This window comes from Gordonia amarae NBRC 15530, from assembly GCF_000241345.1.
In the GTDB taxonomy this organism is placed as follows: domain Bacteria; phylum Actinomycetota; class Actinomycetes; order Mycobacteriales; family Mycobacteriaceae; genus Gordonia; species Gordonia amarae.
Genome location: NZ_BAED01000069.1, coordinates 100,114 through 121,471 on the forward strand (window position 1 = coordinate 100,114; position 21,358 = coordinate 121,471).

At 69.1% G+C, this 21,358-nt stretch carries 17 protein-coding genes; 9 read left to right on the top strand and 8 right to left on the bottom strand.

What is annotated here, in order from left to right; translation table 11 throughout:
- The first annotated feature begins 24 nt into the window (after positions 1–24).
- Positions 25–1,251, top strand: coding sequence for a class I SAM-dependent methyltransferase (locus tag GOAMR_RS20580; protein WP_005192512.1), 1,227 nt, complete (start codon positions 25–27; stop codon positions 1,249–1,251).
- Positions 1,252–1,257: 6 nt separating this feature from the next.
- On the opposite strand, the gene GOAMR_RS20585 is transcribed toward GOAMR_RS20580, so the two are convergent.
- Complete coding sequence (locus tag GOAMR_RS20585) at positions 1,258–2,010, bottom strand: GntR family transcriptional regulator (RefSeq protein WP_005192516.1); 753 nt, start codon at positions 2,008–2,010, stop codon at positions 1,258–1,260.
- Between the two features lie 10 nt (positions 2,011–2,020).
- Positions 2,021–3,217: an acyl-CoA dehydrogenase family protein gene (locus GOAMR_RS20590; RefSeq protein ID WP_050942831.1), complete on the bottom strand. Its 1,197-nt coding sequence runs from the start codon at positions 3,215–3,217 to the stop codon at positions 2,021–2,023.
- A gap of 155 nt (positions 3,218–3,372) precedes the next feature.
- On the opposite strand from GOAMR_RS20590, the gene GOAMR_RS20595 reads away from it, so the two are divergent.
- Both GOAMR_RS20595 and GOAMR_RS20600 read left to right on the top strand, forming a co-directional pair.
- Complete coding sequence (locus tag GOAMR_RS20595; protein WP_005192518.1) at positions 3,373–4,368, top strand: MaoC family dehydratase; 996 nt, start codon at positions 3,373–3,375, stop codon at positions 4,366–4,368.
- On the top strand, positions 4,365–5,522 hold the full coding sequence (locus GOAMR_RS20600) for a CoA transferase (RefSeq protein WP_005192519.1): 1,158 nt from the start codon (positions 4,365–4,367) through the stop codon (positions 5,520–5,522). The genes GOAMR_RS20595 and GOAMR_RS20600 overlap by 4 nt, the downstream gene beginning before the upstream one ends.
- Here GOAMR_RS20600 and GOAMR_RS20605 read toward each other — a convergent pair.
- Complete coding sequence (locus GOAMR_RS20605) at positions 5,516–6,835, bottom strand: outer membrane protein assembly factor BamB family protein (RefSeq protein ID WP_005192520.1); 1,320 nt, start codon at positions 6,833–6,835, stop codon at positions 5,516–5,518. The two genes, GOAMR_RS20600 and GOAMR_RS20605, sit on opposite strands and share 7 nt — an antisense overlap.
- Positions 6,836–6,935: 100 nt before the next feature.
- Here GOAMR_RS20605 and GOAMR_RS20610 point away from each other — a divergent pair, with 100 nt between their 5' ends.
- A complete protein-coding gene (locus tag GOAMR_RS20610) occupies positions 6,936–7,697 on the top strand; it encodes an acyltransferase (RefSeq protein ID WP_005192521.1) in 762 nt (253 codons plus the stop codon).
- A 39-nt stretch (positions 7,698–7,736) separates the two neighbouring features.
- Here GOAMR_RS20610 and GOAMR_RS20615 read toward each other — a convergent pair whose 3' ends face one another.
- The 4 genes from GOAMR_RS20615 to GOAMR_RS20630 form a co-directional block, all read right to left on the bottom strand.
- Positions 7,737–8,402, bottom strand: a complete 666-nt coding sequence (locus GOAMR_RS20615; RefSeq protein WP_005192522.1) for an AIM24 family protein — start codon at positions 8,400–8,402, stop codon at positions 7,737–7,739.
- 123 nt (positions 8,403–8,525) lie between these two features.
- Positions 8,526–9,776, bottom strand: coding sequence for a glycosyltransferase family 4 protein (locus tag GOAMR_RS20620; RefSeq protein ID WP_040515947.1), 1,251 nt, complete (start codon positions 9,774–9,776; stop codon positions 8,526–8,528).
- Complete coding sequence (locus tag GOAMR_RS20625; RefSeq protein WP_005192524.1) at positions 9,764–11,347, bottom strand: 1,4-alpha-glucan branching protein domain-containing protein; 1,584 nt, start codon at positions 11,345–11,347, stop codon at positions 9,764–9,766. Before GOAMR_RS20625 ends, GOAMR_RS20620 begins: the two co-directional genes overlap by 13 nt.
- Positions 11,348–11,400: 53 nt before the next feature.
- Positions 11,401–12,201: a class I SAM-dependent methyltransferase gene (locus GOAMR_RS20630; protein ID WP_005192525.1), complete on the bottom strand. Its 801-nt coding sequence runs from the start codon at positions 12,199–12,201 to the stop codon at positions 11,401–11,403.
- Between the two features lie 189 nt (positions 12,202–12,390).
- Between GOAMR_RS20630 and GOAMR_RS20635 the strand changes: the two genes are divergently transcribed.
- From GOAMR_RS20635 to GOAMR_RS20650, 4 genes are all read left to right on the top strand, one after another.
- A complete protein-coding gene (locus GOAMR_RS20635; RefSeq protein ID WP_005192526.1) occupies positions 12,391–13,170 on the top strand; it encodes an electron transfer flavoprotein subunit beta/FixA family protein in 780 nt (259 codons plus the stop codon).
- Between the two features lie 63 nt (positions 13,171–13,233).
- Complete coding sequence (locus GOAMR_RS20640) at positions 13,234–14,190, top strand: electron transfer flavoprotein subunit alpha/FixB family protein (protein WP_005192527.1); 957 nt, start codon at positions 13,234–13,236, stop codon at positions 14,188–14,190.
- Between the two features lie 182 nt (positions 14,191–14,372).
- The gene (locus tag GOAMR_RS20645; protein WP_005192528.1) at positions 14,373–15,197 is read left to right on the top strand and encodes a GNAT family N-acetyltransferase; all 825 of its coding nucleotides are present in this window, start codon (positions 14,373–14,375) and stop codon (positions 15,195–15,197) included.
- A gap of 5 nt (positions 15,198–15,202) precedes the next feature.
- Positions 15,203–16,111: a lysophospholipid acyltransferase family protein gene (locus GOAMR_RS20650; RefSeq protein ID WP_005192529.1), complete on the top strand. Its 909-nt coding sequence runs from the start codon at positions 15,203–15,205 to the stop codon at positions 16,109–16,111.
- Here GOAMR_RS20650 and GOAMR_RS20655 read toward each other — a convergent pair.
- Complete coding sequence (locus tag GOAMR_RS20655; RefSeq protein WP_005192537.1) at positions 16,095–19,658, bottom strand: ATP-binding protein; 3,564 nt, start codon at positions 19,656–19,658, stop codon at positions 16,095–16,097. The genes GOAMR_RS20650 and GOAMR_RS20655 overlap by 17 nt on opposite strands.
- A gap of 250 nt (positions 19,659–19,908) precedes the next feature.
- On the opposite strand from GOAMR_RS20655, the gene GOAMR_RS20660 reads away from it, so the two are divergent.
- Positions 19,909–21,291: an FAD-binding oxidoreductase gene (locus GOAMR_RS20660; RefSeq protein WP_005192538.1), complete on the top strand. Its 1,383-nt coding sequence runs from the start codon at positions 19,909–19,911 to the stop codon at positions 21,289–21,291.
- The last annotated feature ends 67 nt before the right edge of the window (positions 21,292–21,358 follow it).

Below are 21,358 nucleotides of genomic sequence, written 5' to 3' on the forward strand. Positions count from 1 at the left end.
TTCGATCACGGAAAAGGCGGCGCGTTGGGCTATTCATTCACCCCCGACGACGTCGCCTTCCTGCGTTCGGGCGCCGGCCGTGGCGCGCTGGCGGCGGCGTCGGATCTGGAACTGAGCCGGTCGTCGATGATTGCCGATATCGGCGAATTGCGGGGCCGCTACGCACCTTTCGACGCCGCACTCATCGAGACGGTGACCTGCCGGCGTAAGGCGCGCGCCAAACTGCGCCACCCCGACGAACTGCTGTTGACCGACGATGGTGTGCAGCAGGCGACGGCGTGGCCGGTGGCGCAGACGCGCGCCGTGGAGATCATCCGGCGGTACCCCGATTCGGTGGTGCACGACGTCACCTGCTCGATCGGGGCCGAGGTCATGGAGCTGTCGCTGCGGCTCGGTGTCGCGGGGGTGATCGGCAGCGACATCGACCCGGTGCGGGTCGCCATGGCCCGGCACAATGCTACGACTGTCGAGCTGTCGGCGCCCACGGTGCTGCTGCGGGCCGATGCGCTCACACCCACGTCGTCGGCGGATGTGATCATCGCCGACCCGGCGCGACGCACCGGGTCGGGGCGGGTGTTCCGACTCGACCAGCTCACCCCGCCGCTGCTGGACCTGTTCACCGTGTACGCCGGACGCCCGCTGATCGTGAAATGCGCTCCGGGACTGGACTATCAGAGCCTGCGCGACGAGTTCGGCTTCGACGGCGAAGTGCAGGTGACCTCCCTCGACGGCGGTGTACGGGAAACCTGCCTGTGGTCGGGCCCGGGCACGCGAGCGCTACGTCGGGCCACCGTCCTGCGCAACGGCGACGGCATGGTGTCGCGGTACGAGATCACCGACGACGAAGCCGACGACGTTCTGGCCGCCGAGCCGGGGGAGTGGATCGTCGACCCGGACGGCGCGATCGTGCGGGCCGGGCTGGTACGGCATTGCGCGCACCGGCACGGGCTGTGGCAGCTCGACCCGCAGATCGCCTACCTCACCGGTGATTCCGTTCCGGAGGCCGGGCGGGGGTTCCGCATCATCGAGCAGGTCACGGTGTCGGACAAGGCATTACGCAAGGCGCTGCACGCACTCGACTGCGGCACCCTCGAAATCCTGGTCCGCGGTCTGGACGTCGATCCCGACGTGCTGCGCAAACGTCTCAAGCCCAAGGGATCGCGGTCGTTGTCGTTGGTGCTCACCAGAATCGGCCGCAAAGGTGTCGGCTTCATCTGTGAGCCTGGCGTGCGCGGCCCGAATCCAGGGTGAATCTGACTACGTCGGGCTGTGTCCGGACCTGCGGAGGGTGACCCGATACGTGTAGTGCTCGGGCAGAAAATAGCTGATCGCGAGTTCGACGCCCTGGCCGTGGGTGTTCTTGTACAGCCGGTCCACCCGCAGCACCGCGTGCCCCGGCGGGCAGCCGAGCACCGTCGCGACCCGGTCGTCGGCGGTGGCGGCGGTGATGGACTGGACACATTCGGAGATCGGGTCGGCCAGATGCGGTTCGAGCAGGCCGATCATCGTGTGTTCGCTGACCGCACCGGCGGCGACCTCCGGCCGTCCCGCGATCACTTCGGCGACGGGTTCGGGCCACCACACCGTAGTCAGCACGAAGGGGACGGTGTCGTGGGATCGGGTGAACAGCATCCGCCAGACGACGTCGGTATCGAGCTGCAGCCGGCCCGCAGCCTCGAGATCGACTCGGCGCGAAGGGGGTTCGACGACCCGCATCTCGGTGTCGGCGGACAGGTTCATCAGATCCTCGATCGAACCGAGTTGGCGCAGATAGCGTCCCGCGTTCTCGTGGGCGAAGGTGCCGCGCCCGGGAATCCGGTACACCGAACCGTCACCGACCAACTCCAGGAAGGCCCGGCGCACCGTCTGCCGGCTCAACCCGAACTCGGTGGCCAGCTCGGCCTCGGTGGGCAGCCGCACTCCCTCCGGATACTGTCCGGCCGCGATCCGGCCGCGCAATTCGGCGGCGAGCGACCGGTACGCGGGTTCGGACGGTTCCGGTGCGTTCACCGGGGAAGCCTCAGATACCGCCGCGGGCGACCAGCTGCCCGGCGATCACGGTGCGCTGGATTTCGTTGGTGCCCTCACCGACGATCATCAGCGGAGCGTCCCGGAAATAGCGTTCGACGTCGAACTCCGTCGAATAGCCGTAGCCGCCGTGGATCCGGACGGCGTTGAGGGCGATCTCCATCGCCACCTCGGAGGCGAACAGCTTGGCCATACCGGCTTCCATGTCGCAGCGTTCGCCGCTGTCGTAACGGCGTGCCGCATGCCAGGTGAGCTGCCGAGCGGCGCTGAGTTTGGTGGCCATGTCGGCCAGATAGTTGCCGACGGACTGGTGCTTCCAGATGGGCTGCCCGAACGATTCGCGCACCTGGACGTACCGCAGCGAGTCCTCCAGCGCTGCCGTCGCCACACCGAGCGCGCGGCAGGCCACCTGGATACGGCCCGTTTCCAGGCCTTTCATCATCTGCGCGAAGCCCTTTCCCGGGGTGGTGCCCAGGATCGCCGCTGCGGGCACCCGGTAGTCGTCGAAGGACAACTCGCACGACTCCACACCCTTGTAGCCGAGCTTCGGCAGATCGCGGGACACGGTCAGGCCGGGGCCGTGTTCGGCGAGCACGATCGAGATACCCCGATGCCGTGGCTGCGCCTTCGGGTCCGTCTTGCACAGCAGGGCGATGAGGCCGGAACGGCGGGCGTTGGAGATCCACATCTTCGACCCGTTGATCACCAGGTCGTCGCCGTCGGCGCGGGCGACCGTCGACATGGCCTGCAGGTCCGAGCCGCCACCCGGCTCGGTCAGTGCCATCGTCGCGCGCAGCTCGCCGGTGGCCATGCGCGGCAGGTATTTTCGCTTCTGCTCGGCGGTGCCGAACAGGGTGAGTAGCTTGGCCACCACCGTGTGCCCGCCCATCGCCCCGGCCAGGCTCATCCAGCCCCGGGACAGCTCCTGGGTGACCTGCGCGTAGCACGGCATCGACACCGGTGTGCCCCCGTACTCCTCGGGCACCGCGAGGCCGTAGATGCCGAGCTGTTTCATCTGCTCGATCCACGCCGCGGGGTAGAGGTTGTCGTGCTCGACCTGCTGCACGGTGGGTTTGACGTCGCGGTCGATGAACGCGCGCACCGTCTCGACGAGCAGTGCTTCCTCGGGGTTGAGATCTTCCGTTGCGTTCACCTGACACCTCACGCCGCATTCGATTTGTACGGCCATATTGTTGCCGGATTCGGCCATCTGTCAAGCAGTGGCTACCACGCCGGCCGCTATTGGCCGTACATTTGTGGCAACCCGGCCCCTCGTCGGTCGAGGTGCAGTCTTGGAGCCTCGAAACGAGGCGTCGGCACGGCGATTCGATCGAATGGAAGACGATGAGTGAGAAGACAATCCAGGTAGGCGGGCCGTACTTCGACGACCTGTCACGCGGGCAGATCTTCGACGGTGCGCCGTCGATCACGCTGACCGACGGCCTGGCCGCGGCCCACCAGGCGATCCTCGGGGACCGCCTCCGGATGCCGCTCGATGCCGCACTGTCGCAGCAGGTCACCGGCGGCGGTACGCCCGCCCATCCCGGTCTTGTCTGCGATGTCGCGATCGGGCAGTCGACGCTGGTCACCCATCATGTGAAGGCGAATCTGTTCTACCGGGGCCTGCGCTTCCTGCGGTATCCGCTGATCGGCGACACCCTCACCACCACGGCGGAGGTCGTCGGGCTGAAGGAGAACTCGGCCAAACCCGGCCGGGCGCCCACCGGCCTGGCCGCACTGCACATGGTCACCGTCGACCAGAACGGGGCGGTGGTGCTCGACTTCTACCGCTGCGCGATGATCCCGCTGTCGGCCGACGCCGGCCCTGGCCGCACGGTGCACGCGGACGACCTCACGACCGTCGGCCCGGCCGATGCTCCCGAACCCGTGCTGCCGCCGTGGGACCTGGCACGGTACCGGGAACTGGTACCGGGACAACATTTCAGCACCGACCTCTCCGGGAATGTGTACCTGTCGAGCGGTGATGTGGTGTCCAGTGCGCCGGAACTGGCCCGCCTGACGCTGAATATCGCTGCCACACACCATGATCAGCACATCGCCGGAAAGCGTCTCGTCTACGGCGGCCACACCATCGGCCTCGCGCTCGCGCAGGCCACCCGAGCCCTGCCGAATCTGGTCACCGTCGCGTCGTGGGATTCGTGCGATCACACCGGACCCGTCCACGAGGGGGACACCCTGTTCAGCGAACTCCACGTCGAGGACGCTGTCGCCGGCGAATCCGGCGGTGTCCTGACATTGCGCTCGCGTGTGTTCGCGCGCGAATCCGACGGCAGCACAAGAGATGTGCTGGACTGGCGATTCCGGGCGGTGATGGCATGAGTGGGCGTCCCCTTGACGGGCTGCGCGTGGTGGAGGTCTCCAGCTTTGTCGCCTCACCCCTGTGCGGGATGACCCTGGCCCAGCTCGGCGCCGAGGTGATCCGTGTCGACCCGGTCGGCGGCGCCGCCGACGTCAACCGCTGGCCCATCACCGACGACGGGCACTCCATCTACTGGACCGGACTCAACCGGGGCAAGAAATCGGTGACCGCCGACCTGCGCTCGCCGGAGGGCCAGCAGCTGGTGCGGGATCTGGTGACCGGATCCGGTTCCGGCGGCGGCATTCTCGTGACCAACGCCGGAGGCCGGTCCTGGATGAGCCACGACACCCTGGCCGCGCTGCGACCCGATGTGATCACCCTGGAGTTGCTCGGCCGCACCGACGGATCACCGGGCGTCGACTATACGGTCAACGCGGGCATCGGCTTTCCCTCGATCACCGGACCGCTCGATGGTGACGGCAAGCCCGCCGGGGTGGTCAATCACGTGCTGCCCGCCTGGGACGTGATCTGCGGCCTGTACGCGGCGCTCGCGATCACCGCGGCGGTCCGTCGCCGCGAACAGACCGGGGAGGGGGCGCGGATCACGCTGCCGTTGGAGGACACCGCGCTCGCGATCGCCGGAACACTCGGCTACCTGACCGAACCACAGGTCAAGGGCGAGTCCCGCCCGGCCACCGGCAACGACGTGTACGGCACCTACGGCACCGACTTCGTCACCTCCGACGGCGGGCGGTTCATGCTGGTGGCGCTCACCCCACGGCACTTCCGGGACCTGGTGACGCTCACCGGGACCACCGAAGCGGTCGCCGCCGTCGAGAAATCCCTGGGCGCAGACTTCGCCAAGGACGGTGACCGGTACCTGCATCGCGGGGTGCTCACACCGCTGTTCGCGGCCTGGTTCGCCCGCCACACCACCGACGAAGCCGAGCAGGCGCTGGCGTCGTCGTCGGTGCTGTCGGAGCGCTACCGCGACTTCACCGAGGTCGCCGTGAACGACCTGACCGGCAATCCGCTGTTCGCCGTCCTCGATCAACCGGGCATCGGCGAGTATCTGGCGGCCGGGCTGCCCGCAGCCTTCGACGGCGAGCACTACCGCACCGGGCCCGCGCCTGCGCTCGGTGCCGATACCGAGCGGCTGACGCCCGGTCAGTAGCGGTTCGCGGCGGAGTCGAACAGGTAGACCTCGCCGATGTGGGTGGCGGTGGCGACCTGCCCCGTCGCCGACACCGCGACTCCGGTGGCGAAGCCCGTCGATCCCGGCATCGGGATCGTCTTCAGGGTCTTGCCGTCGTCGACGGCCACCTCGGTCAGCGACAGCGAATCCCTGCCCGGATCGCGGACGACGGTCCAGGCGGTGCCCTGCGCGGTGAGCGTCGAGAGGCTGACGACGGCCAGGTCTTTGCGCTGCCACACCTGCTCGGCGGCATTGCCGGTGTCGCGCAGGAGCGTCAGCGGAGCGCCGACCGAACCGGTGGGGATGATGAATCCGCCGGGGGAGACGCTGAGGGTGGCGAAGCCGTGTTCGCCGAGTTCGTACGTCCACACGTCCTTGCCGGTGACGGTGTCGACGGCATGCAGCGTGCCTGACTTGGAGACGGCGTAGACGCGGTTGCCGTCGGCGGAGAGGGTGGGTGGTCCGATCATCCCGCCGGACACCGGCGCCGACCACGCCTCGCGGATGGTGCGTTCGCCGTTCTGCTTGCCGTAGTCGAGCGCGACGAGCTTCGACTCGCGTGCTCCACCGGGCCACACGTTGAGGTAGGCGCGACTGCGGCCGGCGTCGACCGCGGGCGGTGCCGGAACCGGGCACTGCGGGCCGTCGGTGACGCAATCGCCGTACCCGAACCCGGGGTCGTCGAGGTTGGCGTCGTCGCGCAGCCGTAGCTCGGGGGCCACCTGGTCGCCGGTCTGCGAATTGAGCAGCAACACCTGACCCTGCGTGGTGGCCACCAGCACCACACCGCGGTCGGCGAAGCGGGCCGAGCGCGGCACCCCGATCGTCGGGACGCGCCAGCGGATCGCGCCGCCCGCGTTGAACGCGATGAACAGGCCCTTCTCGCCGACATACGGCTGGTCGTACTGGTCGACGAGCAGCGTGTTGGTGGCGGCCCCGTCCTGCAGGCGTTTGCAGTAGTTCTTGCGGCCCTGACGCGGGTCGAAGATGAACAGATTGCAGCCGTTGTCCGTGGTCGCGGTGATCCCGATGTTGCCGTTGCCGGAGATCGACAGCGGCGCCGTGATCGGCCCACCCGTGGGGCGCGACCAGCGCAGTTCGAGGTCGTCGGGGATCTGCGGGGAGGCGAAGTTGGAGTTGTACGAGTTGCCGCCGTAGCTCGACCAGCCCCACGCCGACACCGACCGGACGTCGGTGTGCCCGTCGGAGCAGGCCGACACCACCAGCGTGACGACTGCCGTCAACAGTGCGAACCCTGTTCCGATTCGCCGCCGCCGGACTCTCGCAGCCATCCCGCTCCCATCACCTCATACCTCGGACACCGGGTGCTGCTCGCACCCAACCTCAAGAGCCTATCGTGTGCGATTTCGCGCTCCGTTAGTGTTTGTCCTCATGACCACCATGTGGAATGCCTCCTACCGGTCCCGCTGGAAGGCCGGGCGGCGCCGCGACCCTGCCCAAGTACGGTTCCTGACCCTCGACTCGCTGCGCTGGGTGCTGCGCAACAAGGCGTACACACCCTGGTATCTGGTGCGGTACTACCGGCTGGCCCGGTTCCGGCTCGCCAACCCGCACGTGGTGCTGCGCGGCATGGTGTTCCTCGGCAAGGACGTCGAGATCCACGCGACGCCCGAGATGTCGCGGATGGAGATCGGCCGCTGGGTACACATCGGCGACGGCAACTCGATCCGCTGCCACGAGGGCAGCCTGCGCATCGGCGACAAGGCGGTGTTCGGCTGCAACAACGTCGTCAACGCCTACATCGACATCGAGTTCGGCGGATCATCGCTCATCGCCGACTGGTGCTACATCTGCGACTTCGACCACGTCACCGACGACATCAACACCCCCATCAAGGATCAGGGCATCGTGAAGGGTCCGGTCCGCATCGGCCCCGACACCTGGGTGGCCACCAAAGTATCGATCCTGCGCAACACCATCGTCGGCCGCGGCTGCGTCCTCGGCGCGCATTCGGTGGTCAAGGGCGTCATCCCGGACTACGCGATCGCCGTCGGCGCCCCCGCCAAGGTGGTCAAGAACCGCAAGGACGCCTGGGACGCCAACGCCGAGCAGCGCGCCGAACTCGAACGCGCCCTCGCCGACATCGAACGCAAGAAGGCCGCCGCCGAGGCAAAGGCGGCCTCGGAAGGGTAGCGGGAACCGCGGCCGGTTCGGGACCGGCCGGGTGACCAGTCAGGCGCCGACGACGGGCCTGCCCTCGCTGGGCTGGATGACCACGAAACCCGGGCCGTGGAAGGCGAGCTGGAACGACTCGCCCGAGCCGCGGCCGATGAGGGCACCCATCTTGAAGTCGTTCTTGATGGTGGGGGTCAGGTTGGCCGACCAGCAGATCGCGGCCTGCGGGTCGACGTAGGTGGGCTGGTGGGTGCAGTCCAGGATCAGCGGCGGACCCTCGCTGGTCACGCCGACGGTGCCGTGGCCGGCGAGTTGCAGGTTGAACAGTCCGCCGGCCAGCATGCCGGCATTGCCGATGGTGGTGATCTTCCACTGCAGCGACGCGTCGAACGCCAGCAGGCTGGACGTGTTGATGGTGATGGCGTCGCCTTCGAGGTCCATCGTGAACACGTGCGCGGCGTTGCGGGCGAAGAACACCTCACCCTGACCGCTGACCCGCATCAGTCCGCCGCCCTCGTTGGTGACGGCGCGCTTCAGGAAGTTCGACACGCTGCCCGCGCCCTCGTGTTTGAAGTCCATCACGCCGTGATAGGCCACCATCGCGCCCTTGGCGGCGAGGGCGTCGGGCCCGAACCCCACCCGCAGCATCCGCTCGGACTGCAACGTCCAGCGTTCGGTGGACCGGATCTCCTGGAATTTCTGGTCAAAGATGGGACTACGCATGCCCGCAGACTACAGCGCCTATCTGTCCTGTCGTGGATGACGACAGCACGGTTTCGGGGCCGTTATGGCTCAATGCCGGACTACGCGAGTGTCCATGGGTCGCGGGTAGGCGTCGAGTGGAGCCTATTTCCCCGGATCGCGTTCGGGGAGAGGGCGTTCGATGATCGTGGGGCGGCCGTAGGCGTGGCGGACGCGGCGTTTGGCGGCCAGGTAGACGCCTTCGGTGCGTTCGGCCACCTCGCGCCAGGAGAAGTCCTCGGTGAGGCGGTCGCGGGCGCGGCGGGCGCGGGTGGCGGCGGCGGTCGGGTCGTCGAGGGTTGTGCGGATCGCGGACGCGATGCCCGCGACGTCGGCCGGTTCGAAGGTGAAGCCGGTGACGCCGTCGTCGACGGCCTCGCCGAGGCCCCCCGCCGTCGAGACGACCAGCGGGATGCCGCAGGCGGCGGCTTCGAGGGCGACGATGCCGAACGGTTCGTAGCGGCTGGGCAGGACGATCGCGGCGCACCGCTGCATCGCGGTAACCAAGGCGTTGTGGTCGAGGGCGCCGACGAACCGCACCGACCGGGTCACCTTGTGCTTGCGCGCGGTCTCCATCAGCCACTCGAGCTGGGTACCCGTGCCCGCGATGGTGAGGGTGGTGCCGGGATGGGTGCGGCGTACCCGCGGCAGCGCGGCCAGCAGGTCCTGCACGCCCTTCTCGTATTCGAGCCGCCCGGCGAACAGCAGTTCGGCCGGGCCCGACGTCGGCGGGCGCGGCGCGAACGGCCAGGTGTCGACGTCGATGCCGTTGTGGATGACCTGGATCTCCTCCGGCCCGAACAGCCGGTTCACCTCGTCGCGCATGGACTCCGAGCAGGTGATGAGGGCGTCGGCCTCATTGGCCAGCCACCATTCCACCGAATGGACCTGCCGGTTGGTGGAGCCGCTGACCCAGCCGCTGTGCCTGCCGGCCTCGGTGGCGTGGATGGTGGCCACCAGCGGCACGTCGAAGAACTCGGCGAGCGTGATCGCGGGATGGGCGACCAGCCAGTCGTGGGCGTGCACCACATCAGGCAACCAGGCGGTCTCCGGGTCGCCGGCGAGAATGCGCAGACCGGAACGGACGAACGAATGGCCCATCGCCAGCGTCCACGACATCATGTCGGTGCCGAATCGGAACTCGTGCGGGTCCTCGGCGACGGCGATCACCCGCACCCCGTCGGCGCGTTCGTCGCTGGTGGGATGTGTGAGGGAGTCGGTGCCCGACGGTCTGCGGGTGATGACGGTGACGTCGTGGCCCAGCTTGGCCAGGTCGATCGCCAGGTGGTGGACGTGACGGCCCAGCCCACCGACGATCACCGGCGGATACTCCCACGACACCATCAACATCCGCATGTGGCAGTCCCCCCATCAATGTCCGTGCCGGCGGTGGCGTCGGCATCCCCGATCAGCGGTTCGTGATCGAGTGGCCCGCCCGACAGTAGCGATTCCGCGACGAGCCGGCGAGCGTCGATCCCGGCGAACAGATTGTCGGCCCTGGCCCAGTTGGCGGCCAGCTGTGTGGCCTGCTCCTCGCGGCCACGCGCCGCGGCGTCGCAGATCTCGCGGGTGGCGTGGGCGTGTTTGTGGGCGCGGTCCACGGCGTAGGCGGCGGCGGTGTCCTTGGACACCATGAACGGCCAGTCCGACTGCACCGTCATCAGCGTTTCGCGGACGATCTGATCGGCCACCCGATCCCGGGTGCCGGCACCGGCCAGTCGCTTGTCGACGGTCTCCAGCGCGGTCTCCACGACCTCGGCGTTGAGCTGCACCAGATGCTGTACCTGCGGGCCGTTCCACACCCGCCAGTCCTTGCCCGAACCCCACGACGAGGCGGGCAGATCCACCGGCTCCCCGACGAAGCCGTCGCGGCGGGCGCCGGCGAGGGTACCGACCTTCACGCCCACTTCGGGCAGCCGGCGCAGCACCTTGTCGAGCCACATCGGGCCCTCGTGCCACCAATGCCCGAACAACTCGGTGTCGAAGGCGGCCACCACGAGTGCGGGCCGGCCGATGCGATCGGATTCGGCGATCAGCCGGTCCCGGACGTGACCGACGAAATCGTCGACATGTTTGTCGAGCACCGCCTCGACGCGCGCCGGGTCGTACGGCCTCTTCTGATCCGACGGCACCGTGCGTCCGGTGACCCGGGACGGTTTGAGGCCGGTCTCGTGGTCGTAGGTGTGAAAGTCGCGGTACACGGCGTGACCCGGATATCCGGACTTGGGCGACCACACCCGGTAGCTGACCGACAGGTCGCGGCCGAACGCCACCACGACGGTGTCGCCGACCGGGCGGCCGAGGGCGGTGTCACCGTGCAGACTCGGGCCGTCGACCATGAAATGCCCGACACCGGCCGCCGCGTACTCCCGTTCCATGCCCGGGGTGAACGCGCACTCGGGTGCCCAGATGCCGGCCGGGTCGTACCGCCAGCGGGCATGCGCGTCGGCCAGTCCCTCGCGCAGCGAGAACCGGCGCAGCCGAGGATCGAGCAGCGGCTGGAACGGGTGCGCGAGCGGACCACCGAGGAGTTCGATGACGCCGGAGTCGATGAGCGAGCGGAGCTGCGGGCTGCCGCCGTGCCGCCAGTGTGTCTCGAACTCGCGCATGGCGTGCGCCGACGCCCGGAACTCGCGGTGCCCTAGTGCGCGGCGGTCCGTGTCGCGGGAGACGGCGGCCTCCATCGACCGCAGCTGCCAGTCGGCGAGCCACTCGTACATCGACGACAGGCAGTGCGGGTCGTCGAGCTGGGCGGCGAGCACCGGGGTGATGCCGAGCGACATCTGGTCGCGGTAGCCGTCGGCGGCCAGGCCACGCAGCACCTCGAACACCGTCAGATACGACGACGCCCAGGACTGGTACAGCCATTCCTCGCCGACAGGCCAGCGGCCGTGGTTGGCCAGCCACGGCAGATGCGAATGCAACACCAGGGTGAACTGGCCCGGAACCTGTTCGGCGGTGGTGTTCGCGGGTGCGGTACTCAGGGCCGCACCGCCACCGCGAACAGGTCGAGGCTGGCGTCGATGTCGCCGGTGCCCCGCGTGGTGTCCAGGACGTCGAAGTCGTCGGTGGCGATCGCTGCGACGTCGGCGGCCAGCTCGTCGGGCCACGGCACTCCGGCCAGCGACCGTTCGATCTGGGCGTCGATGATCGACCCGCCCCACTTCGCGTCGAGCTCGCGGATCGCTGCGCCGTGGTACACGCCGAACATCGTGTCGACCTCGAAACCGCCGTCGACCAGCAGTTCGGTGAGTTCAGCCGCGTTGAGTTCACGGGTGTGGAACGGGTTGAGCGGGGTGTCGCGGCCGGGGGAGAAGGTGATCCGGTTGGGGGTGGAGATCAGCAGCCTGCCGCCGGGCCGCAGCACGCGCAGGCATTCGGCGATGAACTGCGGCTGATCCCACAGGTGCTCGATGACCTGGAAGTTCACCACCACGTCGACGGACGCGTCGGCGATCGGCAGCTCGATCAGGTTGCCCTGGTGCACGATCAGCTCGGGGTAGCGGCGGCGGGTGTGCTCGACGGCGGAGGTGTCGTAGTCGACGCAGGTCACGGATTCGGCGACCGTCGCCAGCAGCGCGGCGCCGTAGCCCTCACCGGAACCGGCCTCCAGCACCGTCTTATCGCGGCAGTCAGCGAGAATCGAGGTGTAGGCGATCTCGTGCCGGCGGAACCAGTAGTTCTCCTCGGCGATACCGGGAACGGTGCGCTCGCCGGTGAGCGCGAGCTGCGTTTCCGGCTCGATCGCCGCCTGTGCCGCCGATTCGTTGTGAAGGGTCACCTGACCGAGACTAAGGTATGACCGGCCAACCTATCGAACCCCATACGGTATCGAGACATCGCCGAATCGCTCGTGTGTGACGAAGTCGGTGTTCAGTGTGCTGGACCAGCACGTTAAAGTAGGTGAGACCAAACGCAACTTACTCGTCGGTAAGTTGCTGACACCGACGCAGGAGGTCGACGTAGACCCATGACAAACATTGTGGTTCTGATCAAGCAGGTTCCCGACAGCGGTTCCGAGCGCAAGCTCAGCGATGACTTCTCGCTGGATCGCTCGATCGATCCCGTGATCGACGAGATCAACGAGAAGGCCGTCGAGGCCGCTCTGCAGATCAAAGAGGCCAACGGCGGCGAGGTCACCGTGCTGACCGCGGGCCCCGCGAGCGCCACCGACGCGATCCGCAAGGCTCTGTCGATGGGTGCCGACAAGGCCATCCACATCCAGGACGACGCGCTGCACGGCTCGGATGCCGTCCAGACCGCCTACGCCCTGGCCCGCGCGCTGGGCACCGTCGAAGGTGTCGAGCTCGTCATCGCCGGCAACGAGGCCACCGACGGCCGCGTCGGCGCTGTTCCGGCCATGATCGCCGAATACCTGGAACTCCCGCACCTGACCTCGCTGCGGTCGCTGAAGGTCGAGGGTGAGAGCGTCACCGGTGAGCGTGAGACCGACGAGGGCATCTTCACCCTTGAGGGCGAGCTGCCTGCCATCGTCAGCGTCAACGAGAAGATCAACGAGGCCCGCTTCCCGTCCTTCAAGGGCATCATGGCGGCCAAGAAGAAGGAAATCGCGGTCGTCACCCTCGCCGAGATCGAGGTGGAGGCCGATGAGGTCGGCGCCGCGAACGCCGGTTCGGAGATCCTCTCGTCCACCCCGAAGCCTCCGAAGCAGGCCGGCGAGCGCGTCGTCGACGAAGGCGACGGCGGCACCAAGGTCGTCGAATTCCTGGTCTCGCAGAAGATCATCTAGTTCTTCTCGACCGGTATTCATCCAGACCACACCGACGACATTCATTCCAGGAGTTAAGAAATCATGGCAGAAGTACTCGTTCTCGCCGAGCTCGACGCCGAGGGCGGCCTGAAGAAGGCCACCGGCGAGCTCATCACCGCCGCCCGTGAACTGGGCAGCCCGTCGGCCGTCGTGGCTGCCGCCCCCGGTGCCGCCGCGGGCGTCGTCGACGCCCTCAAGGAGGCAGGCGCCGAGAAGATCTACGTCGCCGAGTCCGACGCGATCACCGGCTTCCTGATCAGCCCGAAGGTCGACGTCCTGTCGTCGATCGCCGAGCAGGCCTCGCCCGCCGCTATCATCGTGGCCAGCAGCACCGACGGCAAGGAGATCGCCGGCCGTCTCGCGGTGCGCCTGGGTTCGGGTGTGCTGGCCGACGTCATCGCCGTCAAGGAAGGCGGCGTGGGTGTGCACTCGATCTTCGGTGGCTCGTTCACCGTCGAGGCGCAGGCCAAGGGTGAGGTTCCCGTGTTCTCGCTGCGTCCGGGTGCCGTCGACGCCGTCGCGCAGGCCGGTGCCGGCGAGGTCGTCAACGTCGACGTTCCCGAGCAGGCCGAGAACGCCGTCAAGATCGTCAAGGCCGAGCCGAACGTGGGCGGCGACCGTCCGGACCTGACCGAGGCGTCGATCGTCGTCTCCGGTGGCCGTGGTGTGGGTTCGGCGGAGAAGTTCTCCGTCGTCGAGGCCCTCGCCGACTCGCTCGGTGCCGCCGTCGGCGCCTCGCGTGCCGCCGTGGACTCCGGCTACTACCCGGGCCAGTTCCAGGTCGGTCAGACCGGCAAGACCGTGTCGCCGCAGCTGTACATCGCCCTGGGCATCTCGGGCGCCATCCAGCACCGCGCCGGCATGCAGACCTCCAAGACCATCGTGGCCGTCAACAAGGACGAAGAGGCCCCGATCTTCGAGATCTCCGACTTCGGTGTGGTCGGCGACCTGTTCAACGTCGCCCCGCAGCTCACCGAGGCCGTCAACGCCCGCAAGTGATCTGATCGGTGAAGTCCCCCGCCCCGCAACCGCGGAGTGGGGGACTTTCCCGTTTCCGGGACATGATCGTCGGCTGAAGTCGCTCGGCAGACGTTCATCCGCCGCGCCCCGACGCGACAGGCGTGCGTCGCCGCGCCGTCGTGCCACGGGTCTTGTATTCGGGTATGACAACTACGCACGTCATGACCACGATCGGGGCGGCGCCCGCCGACACGCCGATCCCGATGCTCGGTGCGGGCCCGGTGCGAGTGCTGCTGTCCGGGGACCCGGACGACATCGTCGCCGCCCAGCGCTTGCGGTACCGGGTCTTCAGCGAGGAACCGGGGTTCTCCGACCACATCGGCGACCACGACAGCGGTCGTGACGCCGACCGGTTCGACGACTTCGCCCAGCACCTGATCGTTCGTCACGACGTCGACGGCGTGATCGGCTGTGCGCGGCTGCTCACACCGGTGCGGGCGGTCGCCGCAGGCGGCTGGTACTCGGCCACCGAGTTCGACGTCGCAGGGCTGGCACCGATCGCCGCGCGGACAGTCGAGATGGGCCGGGCGTGCGTGGATTCGGCGCACCGCAGTGGATCGGTGACGGCGCTGATGTGGGCGTCGGTGCTGCGCTACCTCGACCTGACCGGGCTGCGGTACGTGATGGGTTCGGTGTCGGTTCCGTTGCGCGGCACCCTCGGAGCCGCGCGAGGCGCCGAATTGCGTTCGGTGCGTGATCAACTCCTCGCCAGCTATCTTGCGCGGTGGCGTACTGAACCGCTGACGGCTCCCTGCGTCGACGGCATCGCGCTCGACGACATCGCGCCGCACCCGGGAACCGCGCTGCCGCCGCTGCTGCGCGGCTATCTGCGGCTCGGCGCGCGGGTGTGCGGAGAGCCCGCGGTGGACGACGCCTTCGACGTCGGCGACTTCCTCACCGTCATCGACCGGGACGGCGCCACCCGCCGTTATCTCGACCGGCTCACCTCCACGGTGACGCGGCTGGCGGGATCGGCCGACCGGTGACCGCGATGGGTTCGACGGCGGTGGTCGGTCCGGCGCCGGTGACGCCGTGGCCAAGACCCTCGCTCGTGGCCGTGCCGGACCTGGTCGGCGCCGCCTCGGGACGGGTGCCGGTACCGCCGGACAGCGGTCTGCATCCGTGGTTTCCGCTGAGCCCGTGCGGAGCCGGATGCCTTGTCGGGCGCCATGACAGGGCGACGACGGTGCAGGTGGCGGTCCGTGTGCTGAGAACGGCGGCGGTGGCGGTGGCGGCGGCCTGCCTGTGGCCGGTGGCCGCAGTGGCACCCGCGCCGGTCCGCCGCCGGTTCCTGCGTGGTCTGTCGCGCCGGGTACTCCGGTCGCTCGGGCTGACCGTGGTGGTCGACGACCGGCGCCCGTTCGTCTCCCATTCCTGCGGACTTATTGTGGCCAATCATGTTTCCTACCTCGATATCCCCGCCGTGGCAATGATCAGCCCCGCCCGCTTCGTGGCGAAGGCGGAAATCGTGGGTACGCCGGTCTCGGCGCTACCCGCGCGGATCCTGCGTGCCATCCGCGTCGAACGGAACTCGTTGCGGCGGTTGCCCGGCACGGTGCACGAGGTGACCGGGAGGCTGGAGCTCGACGAGTCGGTGGCGGTGTTCCCGGAGGGAACCACCCGATGCGGCACGACCACCGGCACCTTTGCCCCGGCGTTCTTTCAGGCGGCCGTCGACGCGGGTGTGCCGGTCCTCCCGATCGGCCTCGCCTTCACCACGCCGTCGGGCAGTTGCCCGGCAGCGGCGTTCATCGGTGAGGACACCCCGTGGGATACGCTGCGGCGGGTGTTGCGCACGCGGGAACTGAGCGTGCGGGTCACCGTGCACGAGAGCCAGTTACCCGGCGCCGACCGCCGCGAGCTCGCGGCCCGATGCGCACGACTCATCGCAGGCGGGTGACCGACTCCACGATATCGGTCAATGCCAACTCCTTGGCCCGCCTTTCGATGTCGTCGATCTCCCGGGTCCGCGCGGCCGACGGTGGGGTACGCGTGGCGGCCAGCAGCCGGCACCGCAACAACGACGGACGGCCCGCGCCCCGGACTGCGACCTCGGTGGCGTCGCGCAGCGCCGTATCGCCCTCGGCGTCGTCACCGACCAGGTAGTGCAGTTTGGCCAGCGCCAGCCCCACCGTCCCGACCTGCCCGATCTGCCCGAGGGCGCCGATGCCGGTGCTGTACGGCGCGAGATAGTCGATGAAATGGCGCGCATAACCGGTCAATTCGAGGTCGGCGACGACATGCGCCAGCAGCACCGCCTGACACAGCGACGTCCACACCATCGGCCGGTCATCGGCCAGCCAGATGGTGATCATCCGTTCGGCCAGGTCGTGATCGCCCTCCGCGCGGGCGATCATCGCCACCCCGGCCGCCAGCAGCACCGTCATCTGTTCGTCGGAGAACTCGTCGGCCATCGACCGGGCCCAGTCGAGCGTCGACATTCCCTTCGGGGCAACGTTGTTGGCCTCGATGACGGCGTCGAGCAGGTGCCGTTCGGTGGCCAGCCCGATCATCGCGACGGTGTCGCTGCCCGCCACATACAGTTCGGTCATCTGATGCACCTTGACCGCGGTCCGGAAGTGTTCCATCGCGACGTCGAAGTCACCGTGCCACACCGCGAGTGAGGCCTCCATCCAGCGCAGCTGAGCACGCAGGATCGGCAGCCGGTAGCGTTCGCTGCCGACGATGCCGCGGCGCACCAGATGTTCGGTTGCGGCGACATCGCCGAGGATCATCGTCGACATGGTGAGTACGGTGTCGACGATGACATCATCGACATCTGTTGCGGCATAACCGAGTCGGTTGCTGTCAGGGGACCCGGCGGCGCGTACCCGCCGGATCTGTTCGGCGAGCCCGATCGATGACGCCGCGTGCCGTGCCACGCCGGAATAGGTGATGAGGCGGGCCATCAGTACATCGACCAGCACAGAGTCGTCGTCGAGTCCGGCGGCCACCTCGTCGGCACGATCGAGCAGGCCGGCCGGAACGGACGCGTCATGGTGGTAGCAGTTACCGACGGCGAGCGCACCGAGTACCCGAGCAGTGTCCGGGCCGTCACCCGCCACCGTGTCGAGCGCCGATTCCAGTGCTGCACACAAACGTTCGTTGTCGACGTTGGGACCGACCCAGGGCCACGAACCGCCGGCGCGCAGCAGGATTCCCGCGAGCCTGCCGAGGGTGTCCGGCGCATCGGCGGCGATCGCCTCGTCGAGCCGGGTCTCGACGATCGCGAGCGCCTGCTGCACCTGCCCGGCGCGGGTCTGCGCGGTGAGCAGACCCATCAGCAGGTCGTCGCGCTCGGTGACATCCTGGCTGATGCGGGGCGCCGACTCGTAGATGCGCAACGCGACGCCGAGCCAGTACGCGGCCTTCTCCGAATCCCAGGCGGCCGTGGCGTCGGCGGCCGCGGCCCGGCAGGCGGCCACCACCTCACGCGGATCGGCCACGGCCAGGGCGTCGACGAGGTGGGCGGCGCGCACCGCCCGGGAGTCGCTGCCGCCGATCTGATCGAGCACCTCGGCGATCCGCAGATGGATCCGGGCACGGCGTAACGGCCGGATTATCCCGAGCGCGCCTTCGCGCAGCAGAGCGTGCGCGAAACGGGTGCCGACAGCGGGGAGGGGGACGTCCGTCCGATCGTGCCGGGCGACCAGGATGTGTTCGTCGACGGCCTCGTCGAGACAGTCGGCGATGTCGTCGGGGTCACGGCCGGTGACCGCCACCAGCAGCGGCACGTCGATGTCCTCGCCGATGGCGGCGGCGTAGCCGATCACCTCCAGCACCGCCGGATCCAGCGAGGTCAGACGCCGGTCGAGAATGGACCGGACGGCCTCGGGGATCTGCTCGGCGCGCCGGGTGTCGTGGGCGAGCCGGGCGAATTCCGTGACGAACAACGGATTCCCGTCCGTCCGCCGGGCCAGCAGGTCGACGGCGGCGGGCGCCATCTCCTCCCGGGACACGGCGCACACCAGTTCGGCGACCTCGTCGCGGGAGAGCCGCGGCACTCCGATCACGGTGGCGCCGGACCGGTTGGCGGCGGCCCGGAACCGGTGCACCTCGGGGCCGCCCTCACCGTCGCGGGCGGTGGCGATGACGATGATCCGGCGCCCGCGCAGCACCGACATCAGGTAGGTGAGCAACCCGAGCGACATCGGGTCGGCCCACTGCAGGTCGTCGACGACGAAGACCAGCGGCGTCGCCGTCGCGGCATGTTCGAGCATGGTGTGCACGCGGTCGTAGACGGCAAACCGTGCGGTGTCGGCGTCCGAACCGGTGGGCACCGACAGCACCTGCGCCGGGTCGGCGCCCAGCGCACGGCACGCCTGCCGCAGCGGCCACCAGGCGGGGATGCCCTCGGTGTCGGGGCAGCGTACCCACACCACTCTCGTGTCCGGGCCGTGTGCGGCGACGGCCAGGCGCACCGTCTCCCCGGCGAGGGCGGTCTTGCCGATACCCGGTGGGCCGGTGAGCAGGATCCACCGCGGATCCAGTGACCCCGATCCCACGACGGCACCCAGTCGCCGTATCTCGTCGGTGCGGCCCACGAATCCGGCGTCGGTATCGGTCGCGGTCACGCTGCCTGTGCCGTCGGGCACAGTGGCCGAGGCCGGTGCCTCGACCTCGGCCGAACCCGTCCAGTGCGGGGGCCGGGGCCAGGCGGCGATCGCCGGATCGTGCCGCAGGATCGCCCCCTGCAAGGCCGTCAGCTCGGTGCCCGGGTCGAGTCCGAGCTCGGTGTCGAGCGTCCGGACATGGTCGGTGTAAGCCTCCAGCGCCTCGGTGATGCGCCCCGAGCGGTACAGCGCCACCATCTGTAGCCACACCGTACGTTCGTGCAACGGGTCGCGGACACGCAGCGCGGCGATCTCGCTCAGCGCCCCGCCGATATCACCCGTTGCCAGCAGCGCGCTGATGTGGACATCGGCGGCCGCCGTGCGGGTTTCGGAGAGGGCCGCGGACTCGGCGATCAGCCAGTCGGCGTCGCCGAGTTCGTCACCGGCGAGTTCACCGCGCCACAGCGACAGCGCCCCCGCGGAATCGGTGAGCGCCCGCGTCCAGCGGCCCTCGTCACGGGCGGAGCGGGCGGCTGCGGCCAGCCGGATGAATTCGGCGACGTCGACCCTGTCGTCGCCGATCACGAGCCGGTAGCCGGTGCCGACGCGTTCGATGGGGGACGGTCCGGTACCGCCGCTGCGCAGGGCCCGCCGCAGATTTGAGATGTATGCCTGCAAGCTGGTGGTGGCCGCCGTCGGCGCGTCGGCCGGCCACACGGTGTCGATCAATCGGTCGACGGACACCACCGCGCCGCGCGCGAGGATCAGCACGGCCAGCACCGCCCGCTGCTTCGGCGAGCCGAGGTCGACGAGCGCGCCGTCCCGCCGTACCTCCAGCGTGCCGAGTACCGCATACTCGCGGACCCCGGAAACCGCGCTCGCACTTGCTATCACGTGGACAGTGTAAGTGCCGTCGGCGACGGGCGAGGCCCGGAGTGGGCGGGGCGGCGATACGTGCCCCGGCAGGTACCGCCGAAGCCGAAATCAGGTAGTGCGCTACTCGCGCCCCGGGCGGGTGAGGCGCCGGACACTTGGGTACGGACAGGCGCGGTGGCCGCGCCCTCCAAGCCCACTCCAAGAGACCTGCAAGCCCCATCTCCGACGCTGTCGTCGGCAATCGAACAGATCCACGAAGGAGATTCACGTGACCATCAGCGAGACAACGCCCGTCACCCTCGAATCGGTTCCGCCCGCGCTGCGTGCGATGGTGCGCGGCGCGGTCCACGGACTCGGCGACGCCGGTTACGCCACCCCGGGTTTCAACCTCGCCGTCACCCGCACACCGTGTGCGGTGGTCGATGTCGCCGACACCGACGACGTCGCGGCCGTGATCCGGTATGCGGGTGACGCCGGCCTGAAGGTCGCGGTGTTCGCCACCGGACACGGCGGCGTCGAGGTCGGCCCCGACACCATCCTGATCCGGACCGCGGCCCTGGACACCTGCGAGATCGACCCGGCCGGCCGGACCGCTCGCATCGGTGCCGGTGTGCGTGTGCAGACCGTGCTCGACGCCGCGGCGCCCCACGGGCTGGCCATGGTGTGTGGCTCGTCGACGACCGTCGGCGTCGTCGGATTCCTCACGGGCGCCGGCATCGGTCCGCTCGTGCGGACGCTCGGCTCGTCGGCGGCCTACGTGCGGTCGGTGCGGGTGGTCACCGGCGACGGCGCCGTCAAGGAGGCCTCTGCGCAGGTCAATCCCGAACTGTTCTGGGGACTGCGCGGCGGCAAGGCCACGCTCGGCATCATCACCGAGGTGGTGGTCGACCTGCTGCCGATCAGCGACATCTACGGCGGTGCGTTGTATTTCGACGGAACCGATGCCGCCGCGTTGCTACGCGCCTGGCGCGACTGGGCCTCGGACCTGCCGCGGGAGGCCGGCACCTCGGCGGCGCTGCTGCAGTTGCCCGAGATGCCGGGCGTGCCGCCGATACTGGCGGGCAAGCTCACCCTCGCTGTCCGGTTCGCGACCACCGCCGACCCCGACACCGGGGCGCAGCTGCTGGCACCGATGCGGGCGGCGGCCACCCCGCTGCTCGACGCTGTCGCCCCGCTACCGTATGCCGCGATAGGTGCGATCCACGCCGATCCGCCGGTCCCGATGCCCGCGCACGAGGGCACCACGCTGCTGCGTGATCTGGCCGACGGCACCATCGACGCGATCGTGGCCGCGACAGGGCCGGGCTCGGGATCACCGCTGATCGTCGTCGAGCTGCGGCAGCTCGGCGGTGCCTTCGCCGACGAACCTGCCGTGCGCAGCGCGCTGTGTCACCGCGACGCCGCATTCAATCTGCACTCGGTGGGTGTTCTCGCCCCGCCGATCGCCGAGCTGGTGGTATCGACGAACAGCGCGCTGATCGCCGCGGTCGAGCCGTGGAGCACCGGCACGAGCCTGCCCAATTTCAGCGCCTCCGCCGACCCGGCCGTGATCCGGGCCTGTTACGACGACGACACCTACGCCTGGCTGGCCGCGCTCGCCGCCCAGCTCGACCCGCGCGGGGTCCTCGACACGGGGCAGGTCGTGCGGTGAGCAGGGGTGCGTGCGGGCGCCGGCCCCGGACGGCGTCGGCGCGGGCCGGCTCGCGCGGGAATTTGCC